General features: G+C 69.4%; 23 protein-coding genes and 2 pseudogenes. 20 read left to right on the forward strand and 5 right to left on the reverse strand.

Annotated features, from left to right (window positions below):
• A pseudogene (locus AB0389_RS34845) lies at positions 1-141 on the reverse strand (IS5/IS1182 family transposase); the annotation flags it as partial.
• A gap of 211 nt (positions 142-352) precedes the next feature.
• On the opposite strand from AB0389_RS34845, the gene cutA reads away from it, so the two are divergent.
• Positions 353-673, forward strand: a complete 321-nt coding sequence (gene cutA, locus AB0389_RS34850) for a divalent-cation tolerance protein CutA (RefSeq protein ID WP_366399573.1) — start codon at positions 353-355, stop codon at positions 671-673.
• Positions 674-746: 73 nt separating this feature from the next.
• Here cutA and AB0389_RS34855 read toward each other — a convergent pair whose 3' ends face one another.
• A complete protein-coding gene (locus AB0389_RS34855; RefSeq protein ID WP_366399574.1) occupies positions 747-1,988 on the reverse strand; it encodes a helix-turn-helix transcriptional regulator in 1,242 nt (413 codons plus the stop codon).
• Between the two features lie 288 nt (positions 1,989-2,276).
• Between AB0389_RS34855 and AB0389_RS34860 the strand changes: the two genes are divergently transcribed.
• Entirely contained in the window at positions 2,277-2,627 is a 351-nt protein-coding gene (locus AB0389_RS34860) for an ATP-binding protein (RefSeq protein ID WP_366399609.1), read from the forward strand.
• Positions 2,628-2,689: 62 nt separating this feature from the next.
• On the opposite strand, the gene AB0389_RS34865 is transcribed toward AB0389_RS34860, so the two are convergent.
• Both AB0389_RS34865 and AB0389_RS34870 read right to left on the reverse strand, forming a co-directional pair.
• Complete coding sequence (locus AB0389_RS34865; protein ID WP_366399575.1) at positions 2,690-3,190, reverse strand: SAM-dependent methyltransferase; 501 nt, start codon at positions 3,188-3,190, stop codon at positions 2,690-2,692.
• Positions 3,191-3,262: 72 nt separating this feature from the next.
• The gene (locus tag AB0389_RS34870; RefSeq protein WP_366399610.1) at positions 3,263-4,651 is read right to left on the reverse strand and encodes a Tat pathway signal protein; all 1,389 of its coding nucleotides are present in this window, start codon (positions 4,649-4,651) and stop codon (positions 3,263-3,265) included.
• Positions 4,652-5,448: 797 nt separating this feature from the next.
• Here AB0389_RS34870 and AB0389_RS34875 point away from each other — a divergent pair.
• The 11 genes and pseudogenes from AB0389_RS34875 (at position 5,449) to AB0389_RS34925 (ending at position 14,982) form a co-directional block, all read left to right on the forward strand.
• Positions 5,449-7,353, forward strand: coding sequence for a glycoside hydrolase family 15 protein (locus AB0389_RS34875; protein ID WP_366399576.1), 1,905 nt, complete (start codon positions 5,449-5,451; stop codon positions 7,351-7,353).
• Entirely contained in the window at positions 7,350-8,690 is a 1,341-nt protein-coding gene (locus tag AB0389_RS34880; RefSeq protein WP_366399577.1) for an ATP-binding protein, read from the forward strand. Before AB0389_RS34875 ends, AB0389_RS34880 begins: the two co-directional genes overlap by 4 nt.
• Positions 8,691-8,692: 2 nt before the next feature.
• Entirely contained in the window at positions 8,693-9,121 is a 429-nt protein-coding gene (locus AB0389_RS34885; protein WP_366399578.1) for a roadblock/LC7 domain-containing protein, read from the forward strand.
• The gene (locus tag AB0389_RS34890) at positions 9,118-9,471 is read left to right on the forward strand and encodes a DUF742 domain-containing protein (RefSeq protein ID WP_366399579.1); all 354 of its coding nucleotides are present in this window, start codon (positions 9,118-9,120) and stop codon (positions 9,469-9,471) included. Before AB0389_RS34885 ends, AB0389_RS34890 begins: the two co-directional genes overlap by 4 nt.
• Positions 9,449-10,069 carry an ATP/GTP-binding protein gene (locus tag AB0389_RS34895; protein ID WP_366399580.1) on the forward strand — a complete coding sequence of 207 codons (621 nt, stop codon included), beginning with the start codon at positions 9,449-9,451 and terminating at the stop codon, positions 10,067-10,069. Before AB0389_RS34890 ends, AB0389_RS34895 begins: the two co-directional genes overlap by 23 nt.
• Positions 10,066-11,298, forward strand: coding sequence for a cytochrome P450 (locus AB0389_RS34900; protein ID WP_366399581.1), 1,233 nt, complete (start codon positions 10,066-10,068; stop codon positions 11,296-11,298). Before AB0389_RS34895 ends, AB0389_RS34900 begins: the two co-directional genes overlap by 4 nt.
• Before the next feature lie 11 nt (positions 11,299-11,309).
• Positions 11,310-12,536 (forward strand): annotated as a pseudogene (locus AB0389_RS34905) (cytochrome P450); the annotation flags it as partial.
• A 57-nt stretch (positions 12,537-12,593) separates the two neighbouring features.
• Positions 12,594-13,052, forward strand: a complete 459-nt coding sequence (locus tag AB0389_RS34910) for a LuxR C-terminal-related transcriptional regulator (RefSeq protein WP_366399611.1) — start codon at positions 12,594-12,596, stop codon at positions 13,050-13,052.
• Positions 13,049-13,696: a hypothetical protein gene (locus AB0389_RS34915; protein ID WP_366399582.1), complete on the forward strand. Its 648-nt coding sequence runs from the start codon at positions 13,049-13,051 to the stop codon at positions 13,694-13,696. The genes AB0389_RS34910 and AB0389_RS34915 overlap by 4 nt, the downstream gene beginning before the upstream one ends.
• A complete protein-coding gene (locus AB0389_RS34920; RefSeq protein WP_366399583.1) occupies positions 13,693-14,283 on the forward strand; it encodes a DUF6624 domain-containing protein in 591 nt (196 codons plus the stop codon). Before AB0389_RS34915 ends, AB0389_RS34920 begins: the two co-directional genes overlap by 4 nt.
• 138 nt (positions 14,284-14,421) lie before the next feature.
• Positions 14,422-14,982 (forward strand): response regulator transcription factor, encoded by a 561-nt coding sequence (locus tag AB0389_RS34925; protein WP_366399584.1) that lies wholly within the window; start codon positions 14,422-14,424, stop codon positions 14,980-14,982.
• Positions 14,983-15,180: 198 nt separating this feature from the next.
• Here AB0389_RS34925 and AB0389_RS34930 read toward each other — a convergent pair whose 3' ends face one another.
• The gene (locus AB0389_RS34930; RefSeq protein WP_366399585.1) at positions 15,181-16,590 is read right to left on the reverse strand and encodes a Twin-arginine translocation pathway signal; all 1,410 of its coding nucleotides are present in this window, start codon (positions 16,588-16,590) and stop codon (positions 15,181-15,183) included.
• Positions 16,591-16,797: 207 nt separating this feature from the next.
• Here AB0389_RS34930 and AB0389_RS34935 point away from each other — a divergent pair, with 207 nt between their 5' ends.
• Genes AB0389_RS34935 through AB0389_RS34965 form a run of 7 tightly spaced genes read left to right on the forward strand, consistent with a single transcriptional unit; the run spans position 16,798 to position 22,108 of the window.
• Positions 16,798-17,208 carry a 6-carboxytetrahydropterin synthase gene (locus AB0389_RS34935; protein WP_366399586.1) on the forward strand — a complete coding sequence of 137 codons (411 nt, stop codon included), beginning with the start codon at positions 16,798-16,800 and terminating at the stop codon, positions 17,206-17,208.
• Positions 17,205-17,951, forward strand: coding sequence for a 7-carboxy-7-deazaguanine synthase QueE (locus AB0389_RS34940; protein WP_366399587.1), 747 nt, complete (start codon positions 17,205-17,207; stop codon positions 17,949-17,951). Before AB0389_RS34935 ends, AB0389_RS34940 begins: the two co-directional genes overlap by 4 nt.
• Before the next feature lie 50 nt (positions 17,952-18,001).
• A complete protein-coding gene (gene folE, locus AB0389_RS34945) occupies positions 18,002-18,628 on the forward strand; it encodes a GTP cyclohydrolase I FolE (protein WP_366399588.1) in 627 nt (208 codons plus the stop codon).
• Positions 18,629-18,678: 50 nt separating this feature from the next.
• Positions 18,679-19,206 (forward strand): phosphoribosyltransferase family protein, encoded by a 528-nt coding sequence (locus AB0389_RS34950; protein ID WP_366399589.1) that lies wholly within the window; start codon positions 18,679-18,681, stop codon positions 19,204-19,206.
• On the forward strand, positions 19,196-19,975 hold the full coding sequence (locus AB0389_RS34955; protein WP_366399590.1) for a thymidylate kinase: 780 nt from the start codon (positions 19,196-19,198) through the stop codon (positions 19,973-19,975). Before AB0389_RS34950 ends, AB0389_RS34955 begins: the two co-directional genes overlap by 11 nt.
• Positions 19,965-21,002: a radical SAM protein gene (locus tag AB0389_RS34960; protein ID WP_366399591.1), complete on the forward strand. Its 1,038-nt coding sequence runs from the start codon at positions 19,965-19,967 to the stop codon at positions 21,000-21,002. Before AB0389_RS34955 ends, AB0389_RS34960 begins: the two co-directional genes overlap by 11 nt.
• Positions 20,999-22,108: an aminotransferase class I/II-fold pyridoxal phosphate-dependent enzyme gene (locus tag AB0389_RS34965; protein WP_366399592.1), complete on the forward strand. Its 1,110-nt coding sequence runs from the start codon at positions 20,999-21,001 to the stop codon at positions 22,106-22,108. Before AB0389_RS34960 ends, AB0389_RS34965 begins: the two co-directional genes overlap by 4 nt.
• The last annotated feature ends 44 nt before the right edge of the window (positions 22,109-22,152 follow it).

Consider the following 22,152-nt stretch of genomic DNA (forward strand, 5'->3'; position numbering starts at 1 on the left):
CCACTGCGCGCCCGAGCGGAACTTCCAGATCACACCCTCGAACTGCTCGCGCAGTTTCGTGGGGTACGGCCCGTACTCGCCGATCGGCAGGTACGACTCCACGTACCCCCACTCCTTGTCCGTCAGCTGTCTCCGCGTCATGCACACCGGACTACAGGACCCGCCCCCGAAGCGAGGGCGAATCCCGCAGATTGATCACGACTCGATACAGGCCCTAGCATCCGTGCCTCCGCAGAACAGTTGGACGACGGCAGGGACGACCAATCGGCGTGGATCGATCACGCGGTGTGGCATTCGCCGTGCTCTGGACGGCTGGGTAGGGTCGCGGTACCCGAGCTGGAGAGGTAGTTGCATGGCCCACGAGATTGTGATCGCGCAGACGACCAGTGCCGACGAGGATCAGGCGAAGGCGCTGGCCCGGGGCGCGGTCGAGAGCAAGTTGGCGGCGGGCGTTCACATCGATGCGCCGATTACCGCCTTCTACTGGTGGAAGGGGAAGGTCGAGACGGCGCAGGAGTGGCGGATCTCGTACATGACTACGACGGACCGTCTCCCGGCGCTGGAGGCGTGGCTGCACGAGAAGCACCCGTACGACGTCCCCCAGTGGATCACGCTGCCTGTGACCGGAGGGTCGGAGGCATACCTGTCCTGGGTTGTCGACGAGACGGCATAGGGCCGAGGGACGACGGGCCTGCCGTACGACGGCGTTCGCGTCCCGGGCTTGCCCGCGTACCGCGCGAGGAGGCTCAGGATGCGAACTGCCGCAGGTAGACGGCAAGATCCTGCTCTCTGTCGGGGAGCGCCGCTGCGACAGTCGCTGCTCGCTCCTTGCCCATCGTGTTGGGCTTGGCTTGTGCCGCCGTAGCAAATTGGCGTGACACGTAGACGCCTTGGTCGATGTCTCCTCCACGCAGCAGGGCGGAAGCAAGATCGCCGAGAACCACGACGCCCCCGTCCGGTAGGTCATCTCCGAGGCGGACGACTGCGGTGTCGGCCGTGGAAGCGAGTTCCGGGCGCCGCAACTGCCCGTATACGGAGAGGGCCAGCGAGTCCATCCGGTAGGGGGTCACGAACCGGACCCACGGCTGCTCGCTGGTGTGATCCGCGAAGTCGTAGGCGAAGCGTGCTCGGTCCAATGCCCGGAGCGCCGCCGTCTCGTCGCCGGCAGCGGCAGCCTCTTCCGCGTGCCTGCCGAGGACCCAGGCGGCAGCAGTAGCATTGCCGCGGCCTCGCACGTCGTTGGCCGCTTGGGCAAGGAATTCCAGCTTCGTCTTCGGCGTCGAAGCGGCGTAGCTGGTGTAGGTCAGGGCCAGGGCTCGGAGTGGAGGGTGCCCGGCGGTCGCCGCGCACTGCGACGTGACCTTGTAGTAGGCATCGGCTTTGTCGAGTTCGCCCAGGTCCCAGGCCACCCAACCGGCCAGTGCAGCGGTTTCGCCGGCGGCGATGGTGAGGGCCCGTTCGTGCTCGCCGGCACGAGGCAGAGCCGCGGTGATCGCGTCAAGATGCGACTCAACCGTGCTTTGCAGTCGCCTGGCGCTGAGGTTGAGCTCCTGGACGTGCAGTTCAGCGGCCCGGTCGATAAGCGCGACGGCAGAGGGTGAATCGATCCTGGCCCCTTTGCCGAGAGCCATAGCGAGTCGTCCCCAGGGCTCGGCAGCCGCGCTCACGCCGACAGCAGCACCACCCAGCAGCGTGCGACGCTTCACGTCGCCCTGGTCCTCTCCTGCATGGGCATGCATCTTTCGCTTCCGGGCGCGGGCGGCTTTGGCCTCCCGCTGCAGTTCCTCGAAGGGGACACCACAGGCTGCCGCGATATGGCCGATTGTGTGATTGGTCGGGATGTTCTCGAAGCTCTCGTAGCGGCTGATCTCGCGGCGGGTCATGGTGTATCGGCCGGAGACAGCGTTGATCGCGTCTGCCTGCTCCTCCTGCGTCCGACCCGCGTCCTGCCGAAGCCGGAGGAGCAGGTCGGCGAACGGATCTGGCATGAGTGTGACCTCTGTTGGTGGGCGGAATCCAATGATGGCGTCAATTTCCCCCTCCTGTTTCCCCCTTGACAGATATTTTCCCCCTCTGGATTCCCCTGGTCGACGGCTTCGCTGGGCGGTGCGATAGCTCCCATGACCAGGCTCCAAGAGGCACCTCCGCCCGGCGGGGGCATCCGTAGCGTTGCGGCCACAGCAGGCACGTCATTCGTGAGGTCGGTTCAGGAGGTTCGGCGCAGCGGATCGGCATGGGCAGACGTACCGGCGTCGCGTGACTGCCAGGCGGCGTTTCTGCCTGATCTCAGGAGAATTGGGGAGATGCGGCAGACAACCAGAGCTTTCCTGGGACGGTGTCGTGTTTCGAAGCCGGTGGTGGGGGTCGTCGTACTGGCCGTGTCGGAGCTGGTCACCAACGCGGTGGTTCATGGTGAGGGCGAAGTCGTGCTCCGGATCACGGTGGCCGTCGACGTGGTGCGCGTCTCGGTAACCGACCACAACCCGGCCCCAGCTGTACTCAAGGAAGCCGGACGCGATGGTGAATCCGGTCGCGGGATCCGGCTTGTCGACGCGACCTCAGACGCGTGGGAGAGCAACGGCAAGGAGACATGGTGTGAGTTTCGGGACGCGAGGGCTGCGGTTTGAGTCCGGCTTTCAGCCGGTCCCCGACCAAGCGGCTGACGAGCGGCACAGCGCAGTCGCTCTCGCTACGCCGAGTACTCCGAGGGCCGTTCGCTGACGTTCGCCCAGTAGTCCGGTTCAAGCATCTGGCCAGGCCATGCCGGCTGACGGATGGGGCCCCGGGGCCCCATCTGCTCGAAGTACGGCGCCAAGTCGATCACGGGCGTCCCGTCAACGGCGTCGAGGTCAGTGACCAAGAGGTCGCGGCCTTCGACCTTGAGCAACCTCGGGTAACTGACCGCCAGTTGGTTGGGACGCCGGTGGTTGCGGTGGACGAACGTACCCGTTGCCGGCCAGTTCTGGTTTCCCCGAGGACTGCGTGCGTGGAGCTGGACGTCTTCGGGTCGTGCCAGGTGGAAGCGCCAGGTCACGGTCAGGTGGGAGAACTCCTCGATTCCTTTCAGCGTTTCGAGGGGATACGCCTCATCGAGCCTGATGATCGATTCGACCCCGCCCTGGTAGTCGTCCTGAACGCGGGTGTGGCCCCCGACGACCGTTGCGATCGATTCGACCTCGTACGTCGTCATCAGCGCTCGTTCCTCTCCCTGGGCGTAGCGTGTGCGGCGGCCTCCCGGAGGCACCGTAGATCTACTCTGCGGTCAGCCTATGGCGCGCAGCATGTTTCGCACGCGCCGGTCCAGTTCGGCGACGTGGCGACCACCGCGTTGCCGGACGGGCGAGAGGTCGCTCTGCATGCGGACGATGACGTCGCGGGCGCGGCCGGACTGGACGCCGGTCATGGCGTCGAGCGCTTGGTTCCAGGTGGCGCACGCCTCCTCAAGGCGTCCCTGCTGCACCTGGACGGCGCCGAGGTAGCCGAGGGTCACGCTGTGGGTGCGGGCGTACTGCTGGCGGCGGCGAGTGGCGACACTGCGCTGGAAGTGGATCTCCGCATCCCGCGGCTGGCCGAGGTCACGCAGGGCGCAGGCGGTCTCGTGGGCCAGGGAGGCTTCTTGAAAGAAGCCCACGCGGCCGGGGGCGTCGCTGTTGTCGGCGCGGGAGAAGTCCCGCTCTGCGCGGCTGATGGCCGCGAGGGTGCCGGTGCGGTCGTCGTCGGCCGCGAGGGCTCGGGCATGAACGATCGCGAGCAGGGCCTTCTCTCGGTGGCTTGCTTGGCCGTAGCGGTCGCCGGTCATGGAGGCGTCGGCCAGGGCACGCGCTCGATGGGAGTGCCCGAGGTCCACGGCTTGGTGCGCGAGGGCGCGCAGGATGTGGCCGCCGAGCGGCCCGTCGCCCGCTTCGGCCGCGATACGGGCGGCAAGGGTGAGGTAGCGCTGGGCCGTGCGGTGCTCGGAGGCGTCGAAAGCCATCCACCCCGCCAGATATGTCATCTCCGCGACGGCCGAGTACGTGTCACGACGAAGCTGTTCCGTGCGAAACCTGCTGCCAAGCAGGGGCACCGCTTCGTCGCGGAGGTGGCCGGCCAGGGCCGAGCGCCCGGATGCTCCACCGCGCTGCTGGTCCCGCGCGGAGTAAAAGGTCGTCAGGTCGCGGACATCATCGATGTCGGCTTGGGCCACCGGCCGGGTGGAGACTGCTGGGCGCTTGGTCGCTGCGGCACGGGCGGCTTCCCACCACGAAGCGGTGGGCAATGCGAGGCCGGCGGCCGAGTACGCGGCGGTCGCCAGCAGCTTGCGTCGGTGCATATCGAGGTCGTCGCTTCCCAGCTCGGCCAGCACGGTCAGAGGGTCGACGCTCCAGTCGGAACCGCTGTCGGTCGTGCCTGTCGGCTCTCCTTCCAGCCCGAGGTCAGCCAGTGTGAGGCGGCGGCCGAGCCTACGGGACAGCGTCTCGCAAAGGATATGGGGTGCTCTTCCACTCGGCCGCGTGCCCTGGACCCACATGGCGATGTGCGAGCGGGAGATGGCGTCCAGCTCGCGCGCCCCGCACTCCACGGCTACGCGGGCAACCGCGGCGGCTGCTTGTGGCTGGGACCAGCCTGCTTCGCGCAGGAGCGCGGCGAGGGCGATGTTTCGCACGCGGGCCATGGGCTGCCCTTCGGTTCCGAAATGATCTTTGACGCCTTTGACGGCCTTGGGAGCCGTGTAGGCATACCCCTCGGCGGGGTTTCGCGGTTCGCTCAACGTAGCCGCTGGATCACTCATTCTGCACGCCAGCCATCGGCTCCGTACGACGGTCTCCAACTTGGCTTGATCCGAAAAGGAGTTGTGTCATGCGTCTCTCGCTGGCTCCGCAGCGGAATCAAGCGCCGTCCGCAGCCGCGGCGGTGAAGCTCGTGCGGGACGAGACCTCGCCGCTTCCTGAAAGTTCCGCCGCTGTGGAGAGCCTCGCGCGGCGAACGCGTGGCCACATCAGCCAGTTCGGCTCGGACGGTGCGTCTGAGAGCCATATGCCTCACCGTAAGTACCCGGTCAGGCTCGCCAAATTGCCCCAGGAACTCGTTGGAACCGTGCGGTCTCATAGCGCCGGCCGCGCAGAGCCGACGCGGAGACGACGTTGGCGGAAGCCGCAGATCAACGTACTGCGCGGCGCGGTTTTCGCAGTCGCCTTCGCCTCCTTGGTTCTGGCCGCTTCGGTATCCCGGACATGACCATCACCGGGGCGGTTCTGATCACGCTGATTCTCGGCCCCATGGCATGGCTGGCTCTCTGCGGAGTCGCGTGAAGGGTCCTGATGTTCCGGCAAACGAGGACTCCATCACAACTCAGATCGAACCTCCCTCCCTCCGGTGACCACCGGAGTCTCTCATCACCGACCGCTCCTGGCCGTTTCGACGGCCATGACGCCACCCCCGGATCTGCGGGGCCTAACGGAGACCCACACGATGAAGCGCCTTCCGCGTATCGAGCAGTACGGCCTGATTGGTGACATGCAGACCAGCGCGCATGTCTGTGACGACGGCTCGATCGACTGGCTGTGCCTGCCCCGCTTCGACTCGGCGGCCGTCTTCGCCGCTCTGCTCGGCACCCCGAACCACGGCGCCTGGCGAATCAGCCCGGCCCCCGCCCACGAAGCCGTCCCGGCCGTTGCCTCCAGGCGCGCCTACCGTGGTGACTCGCTTGTCCTCGAATCCGAATGGAACACTCCTTTCGGCAGCGTGCAGGTGGTCGACTTCATGCCGCCCCGCGGCGGTGCGCCGCAGCTCATCCGGATTGTCGAGGGGCTGACCGGCGGTGTGCCGATGGTCTCGTCGCTGCGTCCGCGGCCGGGTTACGGCCGTGTCAGTCCATGGATTCATGAGGACGGCGGGCGAATGGTCGCCGAGGCCGGGGCGGATGCCCTGTGGCTCGACTCCTCGGTGCAGAAGGCTGAGAAGGACGGCAGCATCGTCAGCACGTTCACCGTGGCCGCGGGCGAGAGGGTCGCGTTCACGCTGAGCTGGGGCCTGTCCCACGCGGCTTCACCGGAGATTCCGGACCCTGATGCCGCTCTGGCTGCGACGCTGGCGTTCTGGCAGCGCTGGACGGCGCAGTGCACTTACGACGGCCCGGACCGGGAGGCGGTTATACGGTCTCTGGTCACGTTGAAGGCGATGACGTACGCGCCGAGCGGCGGGATCGTGGCGGCGCCGACCACGTCGCTGCCCGAGGAGATCGGCGGCGCGAGGAACTGGGACTACCGCTACACCTGGCTGCGTGACGCCTCCACAACGTTGGCCGCTCTGCTGGGCACCGGATACCGGCAGGAGGCGGAGGCGTGGCGGCGTTGGCTGCTGCGGGCGGTGGCCGGTGACCCGGAGAATCTGCAGGTCATGTACGGGGTCGCCGGGGAGCGTGATCTGCGGGAGCGGGTGCTGTCGTGGCTTCCTGGGTACGAGGGCTCGGCTCCGGTCCGGGTCGGCAACGATGCCGCGGCCCAGCTGCAGCTCGATGTGTACGGCGAAGTGGTCGAGACCCTCTGCCTCGCGCACCAGCGCGGTGTCGCCCGCTGCGAGGACACAGCGATCCTGCACCAGCGGCTTGTGGAGCACCTGGCGGAACGGTGGCAGGAGCCGGACGAGGGGATCTGGGAGGTCCGGGGGCAGCGCCGGCACTTCGTGCACTCGAAGGTGATGGCCTGGGTGGCGGTCGACCGGACGATCCGTCTGGCCGAGGCCGGTGCACTGGACGTTGATCTGTTCGCGCTGGTGGAACTGCGCGAGGCCATCCACCACGAGGTCTGTACCGAGGGCTTCGACCCGGTGCGCAACACCTTCACCCAGTCCTACGGTTCCGCGGAGCTGGACGCGGCCCTGCTGCTGATCCCCCGGTCCGGGTTCCTCCCGCCCGACGACCCACGGGTCGCCGGAACCGTGGAGGCGGTCCGCCGGGAGCTGTCCACCCCGGACGGGCTCGTCCGGCGCTACCAGACCGCCGGCAGCCGTGCCGGTGTGGACGGTCTCGCCGGGGACGAAGGGGCCTTCCTGCTCTGCTCGTTCTGGATGGTCGATGCCCTCGCGCTCACCGGCCGCACCGGCGAAGCCCGAGACCTGTTCGACCGCCTCCTGGCGCTGCGCAGCGGTCTCGGTCTGCTGGCCGAGGAGTACGACCCGGTGGCCGGGCGACAGCTCGGGAACTTCCCGCAGGCGTTCAGCCATATGGGCCTCATCGAGAGCGCCTTGCTGCTCCAGCGCCTCGCCCCATCGTCGCCGCCTGAAGCCGATGCCGTGGTGGCTCCGTGCTCTTCCTTCGACCGTCGTGTCAGCACCGGTGTCTCCAGGGCCGCCACGATTCTCGCGAGGGCCCGATGATCACGCTGACACTCGCTCTCGCCGTGCTGATGGCCGTGGCCGGCGCGGTGCTGGCGGCGCAGTTCCGCCGCACGTCGCGTCGCGCGGAGCGCAGGGCCGCAGAGTTCCACGAGCACAAGGAGAGGCTGGCGCAGCAGTTGCGGGCGGTCGAGCAGTTCGTCGGTTATGTGGCGGAGACCGTGGTCCCGGCCGCTGCGGTGAAGGCGCGGACCGGGCGGTTGTACGGTCCCGACCTCGCTGCGCCGCCGCAGCTGGCAGGCACTTCGATCGCCGGCGCCCTCAGTGCCCTCGCCGGTCAAGTCGCCTCCGTCATCGCCCTGACCGGGCAACAGGCCCAGAAGGCGACTGAGGAGCAGCTCGTCCGGGCGCGGCGGGATGCTGATCGTCGGGTGGCTCTGGTGCGGAAGGAGTCGGGGGATGTGGCGCGGGCGGCGGTGCGTGCTTTCGCTTCCAGTACGGTGCAGCGGGCGTCGAAGCTGAGTACGCAGATCAGTGCCGGGGTGCGCCGGCATGTGTCCGACGAGGCGTACGAGACGCTGGTCGAGATAGATCACCTGGCGCAGCAGATGCTGCTGACCGCCTCCGGCTACGCCGTTCTGGCCGGGGAGAAGCTGTCGCGGCGTCATCCGGCGACCGCGCTCTCCGATGTTGTCCGCTCTGCCATGGGCCGTGTCGAGGGCTATCAGCGGGTGCTGCACCCCGAGATGGACACGCTCGCGGTGGAGAGCCGGGCGGTGGAGGCGGTGGTCCACACGCTGGCGATTCTGCTGGACAACGCCCTGCGGTACTCGCCTCCGAACGCCCGTGTTCATGTCTCGCTGGAGCACGGCAACGGTGCGGTGTTCCTGATCGTGGACGATGCCGGGCTGCGGATGGAGGACGAGCGGCTGGAGTGGGCGCGCAGGGTGATGTCGAGCGCGGAGCGCGACGACATCACCGCTCTGGGCGCCTACCCCCAGACCGGGCTGCGTGTGGCCGCCGTCCTGGCCGCCGGCTACGGATACCGCGTCGAAGTAACAGCCCCCAACGTCTACGGCGGCACCCGGGCCTTCCTCATGCTCCCGCAGAACCTGCTCACCGCTCCGCCGCCACCGTCCGTACCGACCCCGCCGAAGCGCCCGCAGCCCACTCCGGTGCCGAAGCCGGTGGCGTCCTCGACCACGGCGAACGGGCTCACCGTCCGTCAGCGCCCCGCGCGCCCCGCCCCTGCCTCGCGTACGGCTTCTGTTGCCCCGCCGGTGGATCCGGGGCGGCCGGAGGTCTCTGTGGCCTGGCTGGAAGGAACCCGCCGGGGCCGCGCGATGCCGAGCAATCCTCCCGAGACCGAAGGACGTTGACCATGGATACGACCAGCAACACCCTGGGCTGGCTGCTGGACGAACAGCTCGGCACGGTCGAGGGCGTCCGGTACGCCGTACTGATGAGCAGCGACGGCCTGCTCCGGGCCCGCACCAAAACCCTCAACCAGGAGGACGGGGAGAAGCTCGCCGCGCTGACCGCTTCCCTGCGGGCTTCGGGCCGCGCCTGGGACGAGTTCACCGGCGGTGGCGGTGTGCGCCAGCAGATGATCGAGTCCGTCGAGCGGATCGGGCTGACGACCGCGGCCGGCCGGCACACGATGCTGTCGGTGTGCACCACCGGGCCCCACGCCGACATCGGCCTGATCAGCCGGCGCATGGCCCATCTCGCCGTGCAGGTCGGCGAACGCCTCGGCACCGAGGAACGCGGGATGCCGGAGGCGGACGCGGACGGCGGCTCGGTGGCATGAGCGGGCCGCGGCATGACCCGGACATCGTCAGGCCCTACGTCCGAACGGGCGGGCGGGCCCGCCCCCGCCGGGATGTGCGTCTGGAGAGTGTGGTCATCGCCGCAGCCGGCCCGATAACCGATCTGGGGGCTGATGCCCGCCTGGTGATGGGTCTGTTCGCGGGCGGGCGTGGCGGGCTCGCGGTCGCGGACATCGCCGCCGCACTGCGGATGCCGCCCTCCACGGTGCGGATCCTCGTCTCCTTCCTCGTCGACACCGGCCACCTGACCAGCCCGGTCGCCGCCGCCCCCGGCCGGCCCGAAACCAACCTCATGCGAAGGGTCCTCGATGGACTACGAGAACTGGTCTGACCCGCCCGTCGCCTACGTGCCCGCCACGGTGACCGAGTCCGCCAAGATCGTGGTCGCCGGCGGCTTCGGCGTGGGCAAGACGACCCTCATCGGCAGCGTGTCCGAGGTGACCCCGCTGCGCATGGAGGAACCACTCACCGTGGACAGCGCGGGAGTCGACGACCTCAGCGGGGTACCGGAGAAAACCACGACGACCGTGGGCATGGACTTCGGCCGCCTCCACATGGCCGGCGGACAACTCGTCCTCTACCTGTTCGGACTGCCGGGACAGCTCCGGTTCCAGCCGCTCTGGGAGGACCTCGCCGAAGGCGCCCTGGGTTGCCTGATCCTCGCCGACACCCGCAGCCTCGACGCCTGCCACGGCGCCCTCAGCCTGCTCGACGCACACGGAACCCCCTACGCCGTCGCGATCAACACCTTTCCCGGCGCCCCCGTTTACGCGGAGCCCGAACTCCGCCACGCCCTCGCCCTCGATCCCGGTACGCCGCTGACCACCTGCGACGCCCGCGACCGCACCTCCTCGCTGTACGCCCTCATCACGCTCATGGAACACCTCCTCGCGCACCGCACAGCCGCACCCCAGGAGCCCCCGCGATGAACCCCAGCAACCTCGAACCCGGGACCGGACCTGCGACCCGATCCGGACCGGACAGGTTCCCCTTGTACGTACCGGAGTTCGCCGCCGACCCGCACGCCGCCTACCAGCGGATGCGGGAAACCCACGGTGCTCTGGTGCCCGTTGAGCTGTCCCCGGGTATCCCCGCGACGCTGGTGATCGGCTACCTTCAGGCCCGCCGTATCCTCAACGACCCGCTGCGCTTCCCCGCCGATCCCCGCGTGTGGCAGCAGCAGGTGCCGGGGTCCTGTCCGGTGCGGCCGATGATGGAGTGGCGGCCCAACGCCCTGCGCAGCGGCGGCGGCGAGCACTACCGCTACCGCTCGGCCAACACCGCCAGTATCGACGCGGTCGACCAGCACGAGCTGCGTGCCCTTGTCGAGAACGTCGCCGACTCCGCCATCGCCACCTTCCGGACCGCCGGGCGCGCGGACCTCGTTTCCCAGTACGCGTTCCCGATCGCCTTCCGGGTCCTGAGCACACTGCTGGGCTGTCCCGACGAGATCGGTGGCCGCATCGCGGATGGCATGGCCGCCATCTTCAACGCCACCGACGCCGACCGCGGAAACCACATCCTCGGGCGGGGCGTTGCGGACCTCGTCACACTGCGCCGCCATCAGCCGGCCGACGACATCACCTCCCGCATGATGGCCCACCCCGCACACCTGGACGACGTGGAGATGGCACACCAGCTGGTCACTCTTTACGGCGCGGGCATCGAGCCGCTGACCAATCTCATCGTCAACACCTGCCGGAAAATCCTCACAGACGAGGACTTCTCCGCCGCCCTCCACGCCGCCCAGTTCCTCGTCCGTGACGCGCTCGACACCGTCCTGTACAGGGACCCGCCGCTGGCGAACTACTGCATCACCTACCCGCCCTACCCGGCCGACGTCGACGGCACCCTATTGCCTGCCCATCAGCCGGTCGTGATCTCCATGGCCGCCTGCAACAACGACCCCGAACTCACCCGCGGACTCCCGCCGGACGCGGTCGCCGGTAACCGCGCTCATCTGGCCTGGAGCGCCGGCCCGCACACCTGTCCGGCGCGTTCCCACGCCTACCTCATCGCCGAGACCGCCATCAGCCACCTGCTGGACGCCTTCCCGCAGATGGACCTCGCCGTCCCCGCAGGCGAACTGCGGTGGCGGCCGGGCCCGTTCCACCGCGCCCTGGAATCCCTCCCCGTCGTCATGCCCGCCACCCGTTGAAGGAGCCTCTTGTGTCCGAGCAGCCGATACTCGTCCTGGACCCCACCGGTTCGAACCACCACGCCGAGCACGAAACGCTGCGCTCGCGCGGTCCGGCCACCCGGGTCGACATCCTCGGCGTCACCGCGTGGTCCGTCTCCGACCCCGCCCTCCTCAAGCAGCTCCTCACCAGCCCCCAGGTGTCCAAGGACGGCCGCGCCCACTGGCCGGCCTTCAACGACACGGTCCCCACCTGGCCGCTCGCCCTGTGGATCGCGGTGAACAACATGTTCACCGCCCACGGCGGAGACCACCGACGACTGCGCCGCATGGTCGCCCCGGCATTCAGCGCCCGCCGCATCCACGCCATGCGGTCCGCCGTCGAAGCGATCGTCACCACCCTCCTCGACGACCTCGACAACCGTCCGGCCGGGGAGAGTGTCGACCTGCGCGAGCACCTCGCCCACCCGCTGCCCATCGCGGTCATCGGCCGGCTCGTGGGCGTCCCCGATGATCAGCGTGACAGCTTCCGTGCCGTGGTCGACGGAGTCTTCGACACCACCCTCACCAACTACCAGGCCGCCGGCAACACCGCCGCCCTGTACAAGCTCCTCGACGAGCTGATCGCCGCCAAACGCGCCGAGTCCGGCGACGACATGACGTCCCTCCTCATCGCCGCCCGCGACGACGAAGACGAAGGAGACGGCAACGGTTTCACCGACGACGAGCTGCGCGACACTCTGCTGCTGATGATCAGCGCCGGTTACGAGACCACCGTCAACGGGATCGACCACGCCACCACCGCCCTCCTGGCCGACCCCGAACAGCTCGCCCACCTCCGCGCCGGCCGCGCCGACTGGAACGACGTCGTCGAGGAAACCCTCCGGCACGAACCCGCCATCAAACACCTCCCCCTGCGCTACGCCCTCACCGACATCCCCCTGCCCGACGGCCAGACCATCACCCGGGGCGAGGCGATCCTCGCCTCCTACGCCGCCGCCAACCGCCACCCCCACTGGCACGGCGAGAACGCCGACCGCTTCGACATCACCCGGACGGCCAAAGAACACCTCGCCTTCGGACACGGCGTCCACTTCTGCCTCGGCGCCCCACTCGCCCGCCTCGAAATCACCACCACCCTCCAACTTCTCTTCGAACGCTTCCCCGAACTCCAACTCGCCGTACCCGCCGAGAAGCTGAAGCCGCTGCCCTCCCTGATCAGCAACGGACACCAGACCCTCCCCGTCCACCTGCGACCCGCCACAGACCAGACCTCCAACCCGGCCGCGAAGACCCGTGCGGCCGACGCCGTCCCCATCACGCTCACCCCGGCCGAACGGCGCGTCGCCGAACACCTCGCACGCGGCTTCGCACCCCGCGACATCGCCGCCGCGGCACACCTCTCCCCGCACACGGTCAGGAGCTACATGCGCACGCTGCGCAGAAAGCTCCAGACCCCGCCTCGCTGCGCACTTCACGTCCTCGTACACACCCTCCTCATGACGGGCCAGATCCCCCCGCCCGCCACCACCAAGCCGACTCCCGACCTCTCCCCCGAGCAGCGGCTGCTGCTCCGGGCGGTCGCCGAACACACCGATACCCACGACATCGCCCGGGCCGCCCGCATCGCCCCCGCCGACGTCAGCAAGAAAGTCGACGCGCTGCTCACCAGCACCCAGACCTCCGACACCACCCAGCTCGTCGCCCTCGCCCACGCCTGGAGCCTGCTCGGCACCGACCACAACACGCCGGCCTCGGCCGGAGCAGACCGATGAGCACCGCCAGTCCCCCGCACGCACACGAACAGCACCTCCGGATACCGCCCGAGAACAACGCACGGATCCGGTCGGCGTACGAGATGCGGCCCCTGCACACCGCCGCCGAACGCGCGGAAGCCGGCGCCCTCGTCGAGGACAGCCTCGGCCTGGTCGCACACCAGCGTCTCCCCCTTCTCTGCGAGGGAGACATCCCGGGGCTCTTCCGTGACGAGCAGAGCGAGCCCGTGGGACTGTTCGAGGACGACGATGTCCTGCTCGGCTGCCTGATCCCCGATCAGAAGCCGAACCTCGCGCATTGGGGCATCACCGGAGCCGGACCCAGCCTGTTCCTCCACCACGTCCACACACTCCCGGACCGGTGGGACAGCATCATGCGCCTGATCACACTGTGGGCCTCCGACTACGCCGCCCGCCGCGAACTCTCACGCATCCGCGCCGAAGCCCCCGCCCACCGGCGCGACCTCGACTCGCTTCGCGACATGGGCTGGGAAACCTGCGGAACCGGCCCCGGAGCGGACGGAGGGCCGACCATCCGGCTCGAACTCCGTCCCGAGCCACACCCCCGGCTCACACCCCTCATCCGCTGCACCGTCTCTCCCCCGAACCACGCCCCGCCGGACCGCTACCGGAGCGCACCATGACCACCACCCCGCCCCTGCGCCCGGACCTCGCCCGGGAACTGGTGGCCCGCGCCGAGCAGTCGACCGAGCGCTGGTCCCGGCTCGTCCGCGACCAGCTCGACGCCATCCACCTCGGCCAGAGCCGGCACGCCGACCACGCCAACGCGGCCGTCCTGCGGCGCATCCTCGCCGACCACGGATGGCCCGGCCACCGCCTCGTCGGCCCGGACGCGAGCCGGGCCGCGTGGCAACTCGCCCTGCGCGCGGACCACGACCCGAACTTCCAGCACCTGGCGGCCCGACTCCTCCACCGAGCCGTCCACAACGATGACGCCCCCACCACGCAGTGGGCTCACCTCCACGACCGCGCCCTCGTCAACAACGGCCACCCCCAGGAGTACGGCACGCAATACCGCGTCGCAGCCGACAATCTGAAACCGCACCCCGTACGCGAACCGGCCACCCTGGACACCCGACGGATACGCGTGGGCCTCCCACCCGCCGCCACCGCACTGCACGCCCTCCGACACCGCCTCACTGCCACACCGGACCACACCGACACGACAACCGACACCATCATCCTCACCGCCCTGGCCGATGCAGCATGAGCCTCCCCGCCCACACACCACACCGGATTCGAGCCGCAGGCCGTGACACATCGAGAGAACGCGGACGGGACGGAAAGCCGTACATCGGTGGGAGTACGCGCTCGGGATCCGATTTCCCAGGCGGGAGTCACCAGCCAATTGCGCACCAGACCGGAGGTGAGCCTGCTTGCCTCCGACGACGAGGAACTCACCCCGCAGGTCGTCGTGGTGGTGGTGGATGTCATCGACGAGGAAGTATTGCGCACGCTGCGCGTCATTCAGCGCGGCGGCACCACACGCGGAGTGCTGGTGGCCACCGAGATCGACGAACAGAAGCTGGTCAGCGCGGCGGAGTGCGGTGTGGCCGGAGTGGTACGCCGCTCGGAGGCAAGCCCGGACCATCTGGCGCGGGTCATCGCCTCCGTGGCAAAGGGCGAGGGGCATGTGCCCGCCGATCTTCTCGGCCGACTCCTGGATCAGGTGGGACGGCTGCAGGGCCAGGTCCGCGGACCGCGCGGCCTGTACTTCGCCAGCCTCTCCTCAAGGGAGACGGACGTCCTGCGACTCGTCGCCGAGGGATACGACACCTCGGAGATCGCCACGAGGCTCGCTTACTCCGAACGCACGATAAAGAACGTCCTGCATGAAGTCATGACCAGGCTCCAGCTGCGAAACCGGTCCCACGCAGTCGCGTACGCACTACGAAACCGGCTGATCTGACCCCCGGCACCGCGCAAGTGTCAAAGCCTCGGGGCCGACCGGCGCCTCGGACCGTATCGGGACGAGGCGGATTGCCGAGTCGCTCAGTGCAATGCCCCCACATCCTGCCAGCGTCTGACGCGAAAGGAGGCAGCTGCCGTGAGCAGCAGTTCGATGCGTCCGACGCTGTCGGTGCGTGAAGTTCTCCGCGCTGCGCGGCTAAGCGGCGGTCCCGTCGGTACGAATCGGCGCGGGGAGGGCGCGCAGGCGCTCGGCCAGGGCGGCTCCCGGGCCGGCCGTCGTCGTGTTGAGGAGATGCTCGAGACGGGCCAGACGGGTGCGGGCGGTGGCCCGCAGCCGCGCGGGCGGGATGAGGTCGAGTACATCCAGTGCCCGGCCGGCTGCCTGATCGGGGGCGTCGCGGGCTTCGGCGAGTGCGAGAACGAGGGTGGCTGCCACCCAGCCCGGGGTGTGGGCAGGTGCTGCCGCGATGGACTCGTGGGCCACGTCGGCGGCCCGGTCGTAGCGCTCCAGGGTCAGATGGGCTTCGGCGACGTGGAGGCGGTGTTCGGCGCGGTCGTAGCCGAAGCGGCCGGGCAACTCCGTGGCGGAACGCATGATCTCGTCGCTCTCGCTGACGACGTCGTCGGCTTCCGGGGCCCGCTTGAGGGCAGCGAGCGTGGGCAGCAGGGCCCAGCCCAGGAGCTGCGCGCGGCGCAGGCCCTCGGGAGCATGCTGAAGACCGTATTCGGCGTGCCCGCGGGCATGGTTCCAGTCCTTGCGGGCGGTGGCGACCATGGCCAGCGCCCCGCTGGTCCAGGCCGTCAGCGCCGGCTCCTGGGTGGATTCACCGAGGGCGCCCGCCAAGGTGAGATGGGTACGGGCTCCAGCGCGATCGTCCAGGTGGTAGGCGAGGTTGCCGAGAAGCGCGGACAGCCATCCGACCTGCCGCCGAAGGCCCTGAGCGGTCTCGCGGTCTGCCGTGGCCACCGCGGTCGACAGCAGGTTGCGGGTCCCCCGGACCTCTTCGAGCAGGACCGCCGGAGGGTGCTTGCTGTAGTTGAGGGCGTAGTGCTCGACGGCCGCCTCCGCCAGGGCCACGACGGCCGGGGAGGCTCCTGGCGCGTCCAGGACGGCCCACTGCACGGATTCACGGATGGCGGGCAGCCCGCTGGCGGTCGTCATGGGGGCCTCTCGGTCGGTGATCGTCTCCTCGCGCTGGTGCTGACCGTAGTGGAGTGGCGGCGGAGATGCGCAGGTGCTGCACCACAGGCAGCGTGTCTCCAGGGCGAGCTGGTCGGGGCGGGCCCCGTACGCGCGGGAGATCATCAGCCGGTACTCGTCTCCGGGCTCCTCCTGGCCATGCTCGTACCGGCACAGCGTGGCCGGCGTCAGCCCCGGCGGCAGCAGCCCGTCGGCACGGTAGACGGCGGCGACCTCGCGGATCGCCTGGGGTCGCGACCATCCCAGCGCGAGGCGCCACGCCTCCAGGGCCGTCAGCTCCGGCAGCGCCGTCCGGAGGGTGGTGACGATCCGTTCCTGGGTGTGCCCGTCACGCTGGCACTGAGCACGGATCCGGGATGCCTCCCGCTGGATCTCCGCACGTCGACCTCGGGTGACTCCGCCCACTGCCCGGCCCTCCGCCCCTCCGCCACACCCCTGGCCCGCCACGGTCCACGTGGACACCGGACGGGCATTGCGCAGACCCGTCAATGTTCCTACGAAACAGTGGCAATGACGGTCGGTCAGTCGCACATGCATCGTGATGGGCAGCGTCTACTGCGCGCTGAACTTCCCACTGATCGCCGCTTCGCCCCCGACTCACGAAGGAAGATCATGGATCTCAGTTCCGTTCAGCTGCCGCCCGGGGCCTTCACCATCGGCAAGAAGTTCGGATTCGAGGCCGGCCACCGGCTTGCCGGGCTGGTGCCCGGGCACAAGTGTGCCCGGCAGCACGGCCACAGCTACGAGGTCGAGGTCCTCCTGACCGCTCCCGGCCTGGAGGAACCCGGCTTCGTCACGGACTTCGGCGCGCTCGCCCCGTTCAAAGAGTTCCTGGCCGACGAGCTGGACCACCGCAACCTGCACGAGATCCTTCCCTTCGAACCGACCTCGGAGCGCCTGGCCCAGTTCCTGGCCGGCTGGTTCATCCAGAACCTTCAGCCGGAGATACCCGGCCGTCTGGTCGCTGTCCTCGTCCGCGAGACGGCGAGCAGCTGGGCCCGCTTCGATGTGGAGGAGCGGTGACCGCCTCCGAGCCGATTGACATCGACCTGGCGGCAGGCGACGCCGAGTTCCGGCTGATCGTCGCGGAGTGCTTCGGCGTCGAGGTGCCGACCTTCCAGGGCGAGGGCCCGAGCTGCGGGCACCCCGCCCTGTTCATCCGCTTGTCCCGGTGCAATCTCACCTGCACCAAGTGCGATACGAAGTACACCTGGGACTGGTCCCGGTTCGATCCCCGCAAGGAGTCGACGAAGCGGACGGTGGCCGGCCTCTTGGCCTGGGCCACGTCCTCGCCGGTGGAGCTGGTCGTGATCACCGGTGGGGAGCCACTGCTCCAGCAGGCGCGTCTGGTGCCGCTCGTCGAGCAGTTGCTGGCCGCCGGGAAGCGGGTGGAGTTCGAGACGAACGGCACCCTCCCGCCCATGCCCGAGCTGGTGGTCGATGGGGTCCGCTTCAACGTGTCGCCCAAGATCGCCAGCTTCGGCATGGACGAGGCCAAGAGCGTGGTGCCCGCCGCGCTGGAGGCGTTCGTGGCGTCCGGGCGGGCGGTGTTCAAGTTCGTCGCGTCCTCGGTGACCGACCTCGACCGGATCGCCGAGCTGGCCGACGCGCACCGGCTGGCGCCGGTGTGGGTGATGCCCGAGGGCACCACCGCAGACGCGATCACCGCGGTGACCCGCGTCCTCGCGGACGCGGTCTCGGCCCGGCACTGGCACTTCACCACCCGGCTCCACGTGCTCGCCTTCGCTGACGCGCGAGGCCGCTGATATCCCGCCCTACCCCTCCGTTCCCCAGCCCCTGGAAGCGAGAGAAGCCCATGACGACCTCCGTCACCGGCCCTGAGGCGGCCCTGAGCACCGCCGTACCCGCACACGCCCGGCCCGCGCCGAGCATCGACACCGATCGGGTCGCCGGCCTGATCGCCCAGCTCCTGGTCGCGCTGGGCGAGGACCCCACCCGGGACGGGCTGCTCGGTACCCCGGACCGCGTCGCGGCCTGGTGGAACGACTTCCTGTCCTCCGACGGTGCCGCGACGGCCACCTGCTTCGCCGAGTCCCAGCTGAGCGGTCAGCTGGTCATCGTCGGCGGCATGAATGTCTGGTCGCTGTGTGAGCACCACATGCTGCCCATGAGTTTGCAGGTCACCGCCGGATACGTAGCGGACGGTGAGGTGCTGGGCTTGTCCAAGTTCGGGCGGATCGCGCAGCGTTTCGCCGGTCGGCTCCAGGTCCAGGAACGCTTCACCCGCCAGGTCTTCGCATACCTCACCGACGTGATCGGGCGCGAGGACGTCGCCGTCCGCGTACGCGGTACGCACCTGTGCATGAGCATGCGGGGCGTGCGGATGGATGCTGCCCGCACCACCACTGTGCAGGTCGGCGGCCGGTTCGAAAACGACCCGGTGCTCTCCCAGCAGTTCCTCACCCTCGCCGCCGCCCAGTGACGCGCTCCCAGGTCCCGGCAAGTAAGTCGACCGAGAAGGAGGCAGAGCAGATGGCACCGTCGTCGACTCCGTCGATACGTGCTGACCGGCCCGGCCCCATGTACGTGACGTGGGACGACCTCACTGCCGCGACGAGGGCCCTCGCGCATCAGGTGACTGCCGCAGGGAAACCGCAGGTGGTGGTGGGCATCGTCCGCGGCGGCATGATCCCGGCCGCGTGGCTCGCCCACCGGCTCGCGATCCGCGACGTGCGGACCGTCGAGGTCACCCGCACCACCAGCGACGGCATCAACGCTGCCAAGAGCACGCTTCCCACCACCCGGAACCCCGCATCGCTCGGCGACCTCACGGGCCTGGACGTGCTGCTCGTCGACGACATCGCCGGCAGTGGCGTGACCCTCAACCACACGGCCCGGATGATCCGCGACCTCGGCCCCGCCCAGGTGCGCACCGCGGTCCTCGCCGTGAACCGGGCCAACTGGACACAAGAACCCGCCCCCCAGCACCGCATCGACTACATCGCCTCACTGACGGATACCTGGGTCGTCTTCCCCTGGGAGGAGCAGCATGAGCGCTGAAGTGGAGTCCCACGCCGGGCGCGCCGCGGATCGAAGGGAGACGGAGGGCATGATGGCGCCGACCGTTCCCGGTCCCCGTGCCGCTGCCGGTCGTGTCCGGCCTCTGTGGGTGAGCGTCGAGGGCCTCAATGGCGTGGGCAAGAGCGAGGCGATCCGCGCGGTCGCGGCCGAGCTGGGCCCGCGGTGCCTGCGGCTGAGCGAATTGACGGACAAGGACGGTGACACGCTGCCCGGCCAGGTGATCGCAGCTCTCCGCTCAACGGGGGACGTCTTCCTGCGGAGGGGGCATCCCGTCGTCGAGACCCTGGCCTTTCTCGCCTTGAAGGTCCGCGAGTTCGAGCGCCTGAGCGAGGGCGACTTGACCGGCGTCGAGGTGATTCTCGAAGACCGTGGTGTCGACAGCACCGCCATCTACCAGGCGGTAATCCTGGCCGCCCAGCACCCGGGCCTACAGCCGATGGCACTGGCGGAGCGCATCCTGGCGACCATGGCTCCGTGGCGTCCCGCCCCCGACGCGACGGTACTGCTGACCGGCGACCGGGAGGTCGCCACCAGCCGGTTCGCCGCCCGGACCGGCCGGGTGCTCGCCGACCGGGACCTCGTGGTAATCGAACAGGCCGAGGTCCTTTACCGCGACTTCGCCCGCGCCCACCCCGACCGGTTCACCGTCCTGAACGTGAACGGCTACAGCCGGGCCGAGAGCGCGAAGGCACTCCGGGGTGCCGTGGAGGACCTGATCCAGCGGCAGGAGGCCGTCCATGCGTCGTGACATCACGCTCCTGTGGGGACTGCGCTCCCGCTGCGCCGTGGCCTGCCTGTACTGCTACTTCGGCACCGTGGAGGAGCACAAGGCCAGCCCACCGGACCAACTCGGCATCCTGTCGCACATCTCCCGCAACGACCTGAGCCGGAAGGTGATCACCGCGTTCGCGCGGACCCTGGAAGGCTCCCCGGTCGAGCGGGTCGTCATCGCAGGCGGCGAGCCGCTGGACTGGCCCGCCTCCTTGGACCTGATCGAGATCATCAAGAACGCGGGATGCGAGGTGGTCATCGCCACGAACGGAATCCCCCTCACCCGCCCGGGCATCGCCGAACGTCTCGTCGAGCTCCAGGTCGACGGGGTGTCGGTGTCCCTGGACAGTGTGGACCCGGCCTCCAACGACCGGCTGCGGCCGTCCCGCTCCAGGAAGTTCGGCCACGCCGACGTGGTGGCCGGCATCCAGGCACTGCTGCGGGCCCGCGGCACCGGTCCGGCGCCGCGAGTCGGGATCTACAGCGTGGTGATGAAGCCAGCGCCGCAGGAGATCACGGAGGTGGCGCGGCTGGGCACCGCGCTCGGCGTGGACTACTTCGTGCCGCAGCCGATCTCCCTGGCACCCGATCACAAGCTATTCGCCGAGCTCGCACACACCCCCGAGGACACGGTGACCGTGGCCCAGGAACTGGCCCGCCTGCAAGCTGACCCGGCGGGCCTGGCGGTTCCCTCGCCCGACTCCATGCTGCGCTTTGTCTCCGCGATCTCCACCCAAGCGAGTGGGCGCGTGCGGGAGTGCTTCGGCGGGGCGCAGCTGTTCTTCGTCCAGCCGGACGGCTCGCTGTGGGACTGCCCGTCCGATCGCCGGATCGCCGCGACCCCTGTCGAGCGGCGGCGGACGATTGCCGGGGCGGACGCCCGGACGTTGTTCGACGGGCGTCCCGCGTGCACGGACTGCTCTCACTTCAGCCGGGACTGCGTGAACATGTGGCCGCTGGTCCTGGATATGCCGCGCCTGCTCAACAAGGAGACCGGCCGATGAGCCTTCCCCCGCCCCCCGACACGGCGCCGCTGCTGCTGCTGGAGGTGACCGCCTGTCTGTCGGCCATGCCCGACCCGGCGGCCTCCGGCCATCTGCGGATGTTCGAGGAAGAAGCCGCGCACAAGCTCGGCACCGCTCACGCAGTCGCCGTGTCCTCGGGCACCTCTGCTCTGCACGCCGCGTTGTCCGCCTGCGGAATCGGAGCGGGTGACGAGGTCCTCGTTCCGGCGCTGACCGTGATCATGACTGTGGCACCAGTGCGCGCGCTCGGGGCAACGCCGGTGTTCGTCGACAGCGACCCGGCCACCTTGGACTTGGACTACAAGGACGCGGCCCGTAAGGTCACCGCGCGGACCCGGGCGATCATCCCGGTCCACCTGTGGGGCCGGATGGGAGACCCGGGCTCCCTGGCAGCGTTCGCGGCCGAGCACGGACTGGCCGTCATCGAGGACGCGGCCCAAGCAGTCGGCACCGCGCGGAACGAACAGCTGGCCGGCACGGTCGGCATGGCCGGCTGCTTCAGCATGAAGGACGGCAAAATCCTGTGGAGCGGCGAAGGCGGGTTCCTCACCACGGCCAGCGAAGAGGTCGCCGCGCACGCGCGCGCCTTCCGGAGCCACTGGCAGCCCGCCCCGCCCGGCGAAGACCCCTTCAGCCGCCTGGCAACCAACTCCCGCCTCGCCGCACCCTTGGCCGCCCTCGCCCTGGCCAACCTCCGCCGGCTCCCTGACCTGATCGAACTGCGCCGCGCCCAGACCCAATACCTCCTGAACGCCCTGGAGCAGGTCCCCGGACTGACTGCCCTTGCTCCCTCCGCAGGTGAGGAGTGGAACGGCTTCTCCCCACTGCTTCACATCAAGCTGTCCGGCTCCCGGGCGTTCGCCGAACATCTCGCGCAGCAGGGAGTGCCGAACTCCACCGGCAGCTTCCGGCTCGTGCCCTGCGACAGCCGGCCGCCGTTCCCCAGGCCGGAGCAGCCGTGCCGCGGCACGGCCGAGATCCTCGACCGCACGCTCGCCGTCATCCTGACCGAACGCGACACCCAGGCCACCCTCGACCACTACGCCGACGTCATCGCCCGGGCAGCCGCCGCGTGGGCACCGTGACCGCTACACACGTCCGGAACAGCCGTTCCGGCGCCCTGTCCTCG

It is taken from the genome of Streptomyces sp. NPDC093109, assembly GCF_040701725.1.
Classification (GTDB): Bacteria; Actinomycetota; Actinomycetes; order Streptomycetales; family Streptomycetaceae; genus Streptomyces.

What these genes read in the sequence shown, in the direction of transcription:
- AB0389_RS34960 (WP_366399591.1), top strand. Translation starts at nt 19,965, where the DNA reads ATGCGTCGTGACATCACGCTCCTGTGGGGACTGCGCTCCCGCTGCGCC.
- AB0389_RS34950 (WP_366399589.1), top strand. Translation starts at nt 18,679, where the DNA reads ATGGCACCGTCGTCGACTCCGTCGATACGTGCTGACCGGCCCGGCCCC.
- cutA (WP_366399573.1), top strand. Translation starts at nt 353, where the DNA reads ATGGCCCACGAGATTGTGATCGCGCAGACGACCAGTGCCGACGAGGAT.
- AB0389_RS34915 (WP_366399582.1), top strand. Translation starts at nt 13,049, where the DNA reads ATGAGCACCGCCAGTCCCCCGCACGCACACGAACAGCACCTCCGGATA.
- AB0389_RS34855 (WP_366399574.1), bottom strand. Translation starts at nt 1,988, where the DNA reads ATGCCAGATCCGTTCGCCGACCTGCTCCTCCGGCTTCGGCAGGACGCG.
- AB0389_RS34865 (WP_366399575.1), bottom strand. Translation starts at nt 3,190, where the DNA reads ATGACGACGTACGAGGTCGAATCGATCGCAACGGTCGTCGGGGGCCAC.
- AB0389_RS34875 (WP_366399576.1), top strand. Translation starts at nt 5,449, where the DNA reads ATGAAGCGCCTTCCGCGTATCGAGCAGTACGGCCTGATTGGTGACATG.
- AB0389_RS34900 (WP_366399581.1), top strand. Translation starts at nt 10,066, where the DNA reads ATGAACCCCAGCAACCTCGAACCCGGGACCGGACCTGCGACCCGATCC.
- AB0389_RS34890 (WP_366399579.1), top strand. Translation starts at nt 9,118, where the DNA reads ATGAGCGGGCCGCGGCATGACCCGGACATCGTCAGGCCCTACGTCCGA.
- folE (WP_366399588.1), top strand. Translation starts at nt 18,002, where the DNA reads ATGACGACCTCCGTCACCGGCCCTGAGGCGGCCCTGAGCACCGCCGTA.
- AB0389_RS34895 (WP_366399580.1), top strand. Translation starts at nt 9,449, where the DNA reads ATGGACTACGAGAACTGGTCTGACCCGCCCGTCGCCTACGTGCCCGCC.
- AB0389_RS34965 (WP_366399592.1), top strand. Translation starts at nt 20,999, where the DNA reads ATGAGCCTTCCCCCGCCCCCCGACACGGCGCCGCTGCTGCTGCTGGAG.
- AB0389_RS34870 (WP_366399610.1), bottom strand. Translation starts at nt 4,651, where the DNA reads ATGGCCCGCGTGCGAAACATCGCCCTCGCCGCGCTCCTGCGCGAAGCA.
- AB0389_RS34955 (WP_366399590.1), top strand. Translation starts at nt 19,196, where the DNA reads ATGAGCGCTGAAGTGGAGTCCCACGCCGGGCGCGCCGCGGATCGAAGG.
- AB0389_RS34920 (WP_366399583.1), top strand. Translation starts at nt 13,693, where the DNA reads ATGACCACCACCCCGCCCCTGCGCCCGGACCTCGCCCGGGAACTGGTG.
- AB0389_RS34935 (WP_366399586.1), top strand. Translation starts at nt 16,798, where the DNA reads ATGGATCTCAGTTCCGTTCAGCTGCCGCCCGGGGCCTTCACCATCGGC.
- AB0389_RS34885 (WP_366399578.1), top strand. Translation starts at nt 8,693, where the DNA reads ATGGATACGACCAGCAACACCCTGGGCTGGCTGCTGGACGAACAGCTC.
- AB0389_RS34880 (WP_366399577.1), top strand. Translation starts at nt 7,350, where the DNA reads ATGATCACGCTGACACTCGCTCTCGCCGTGCTGATGGCCGTGGCCGGC.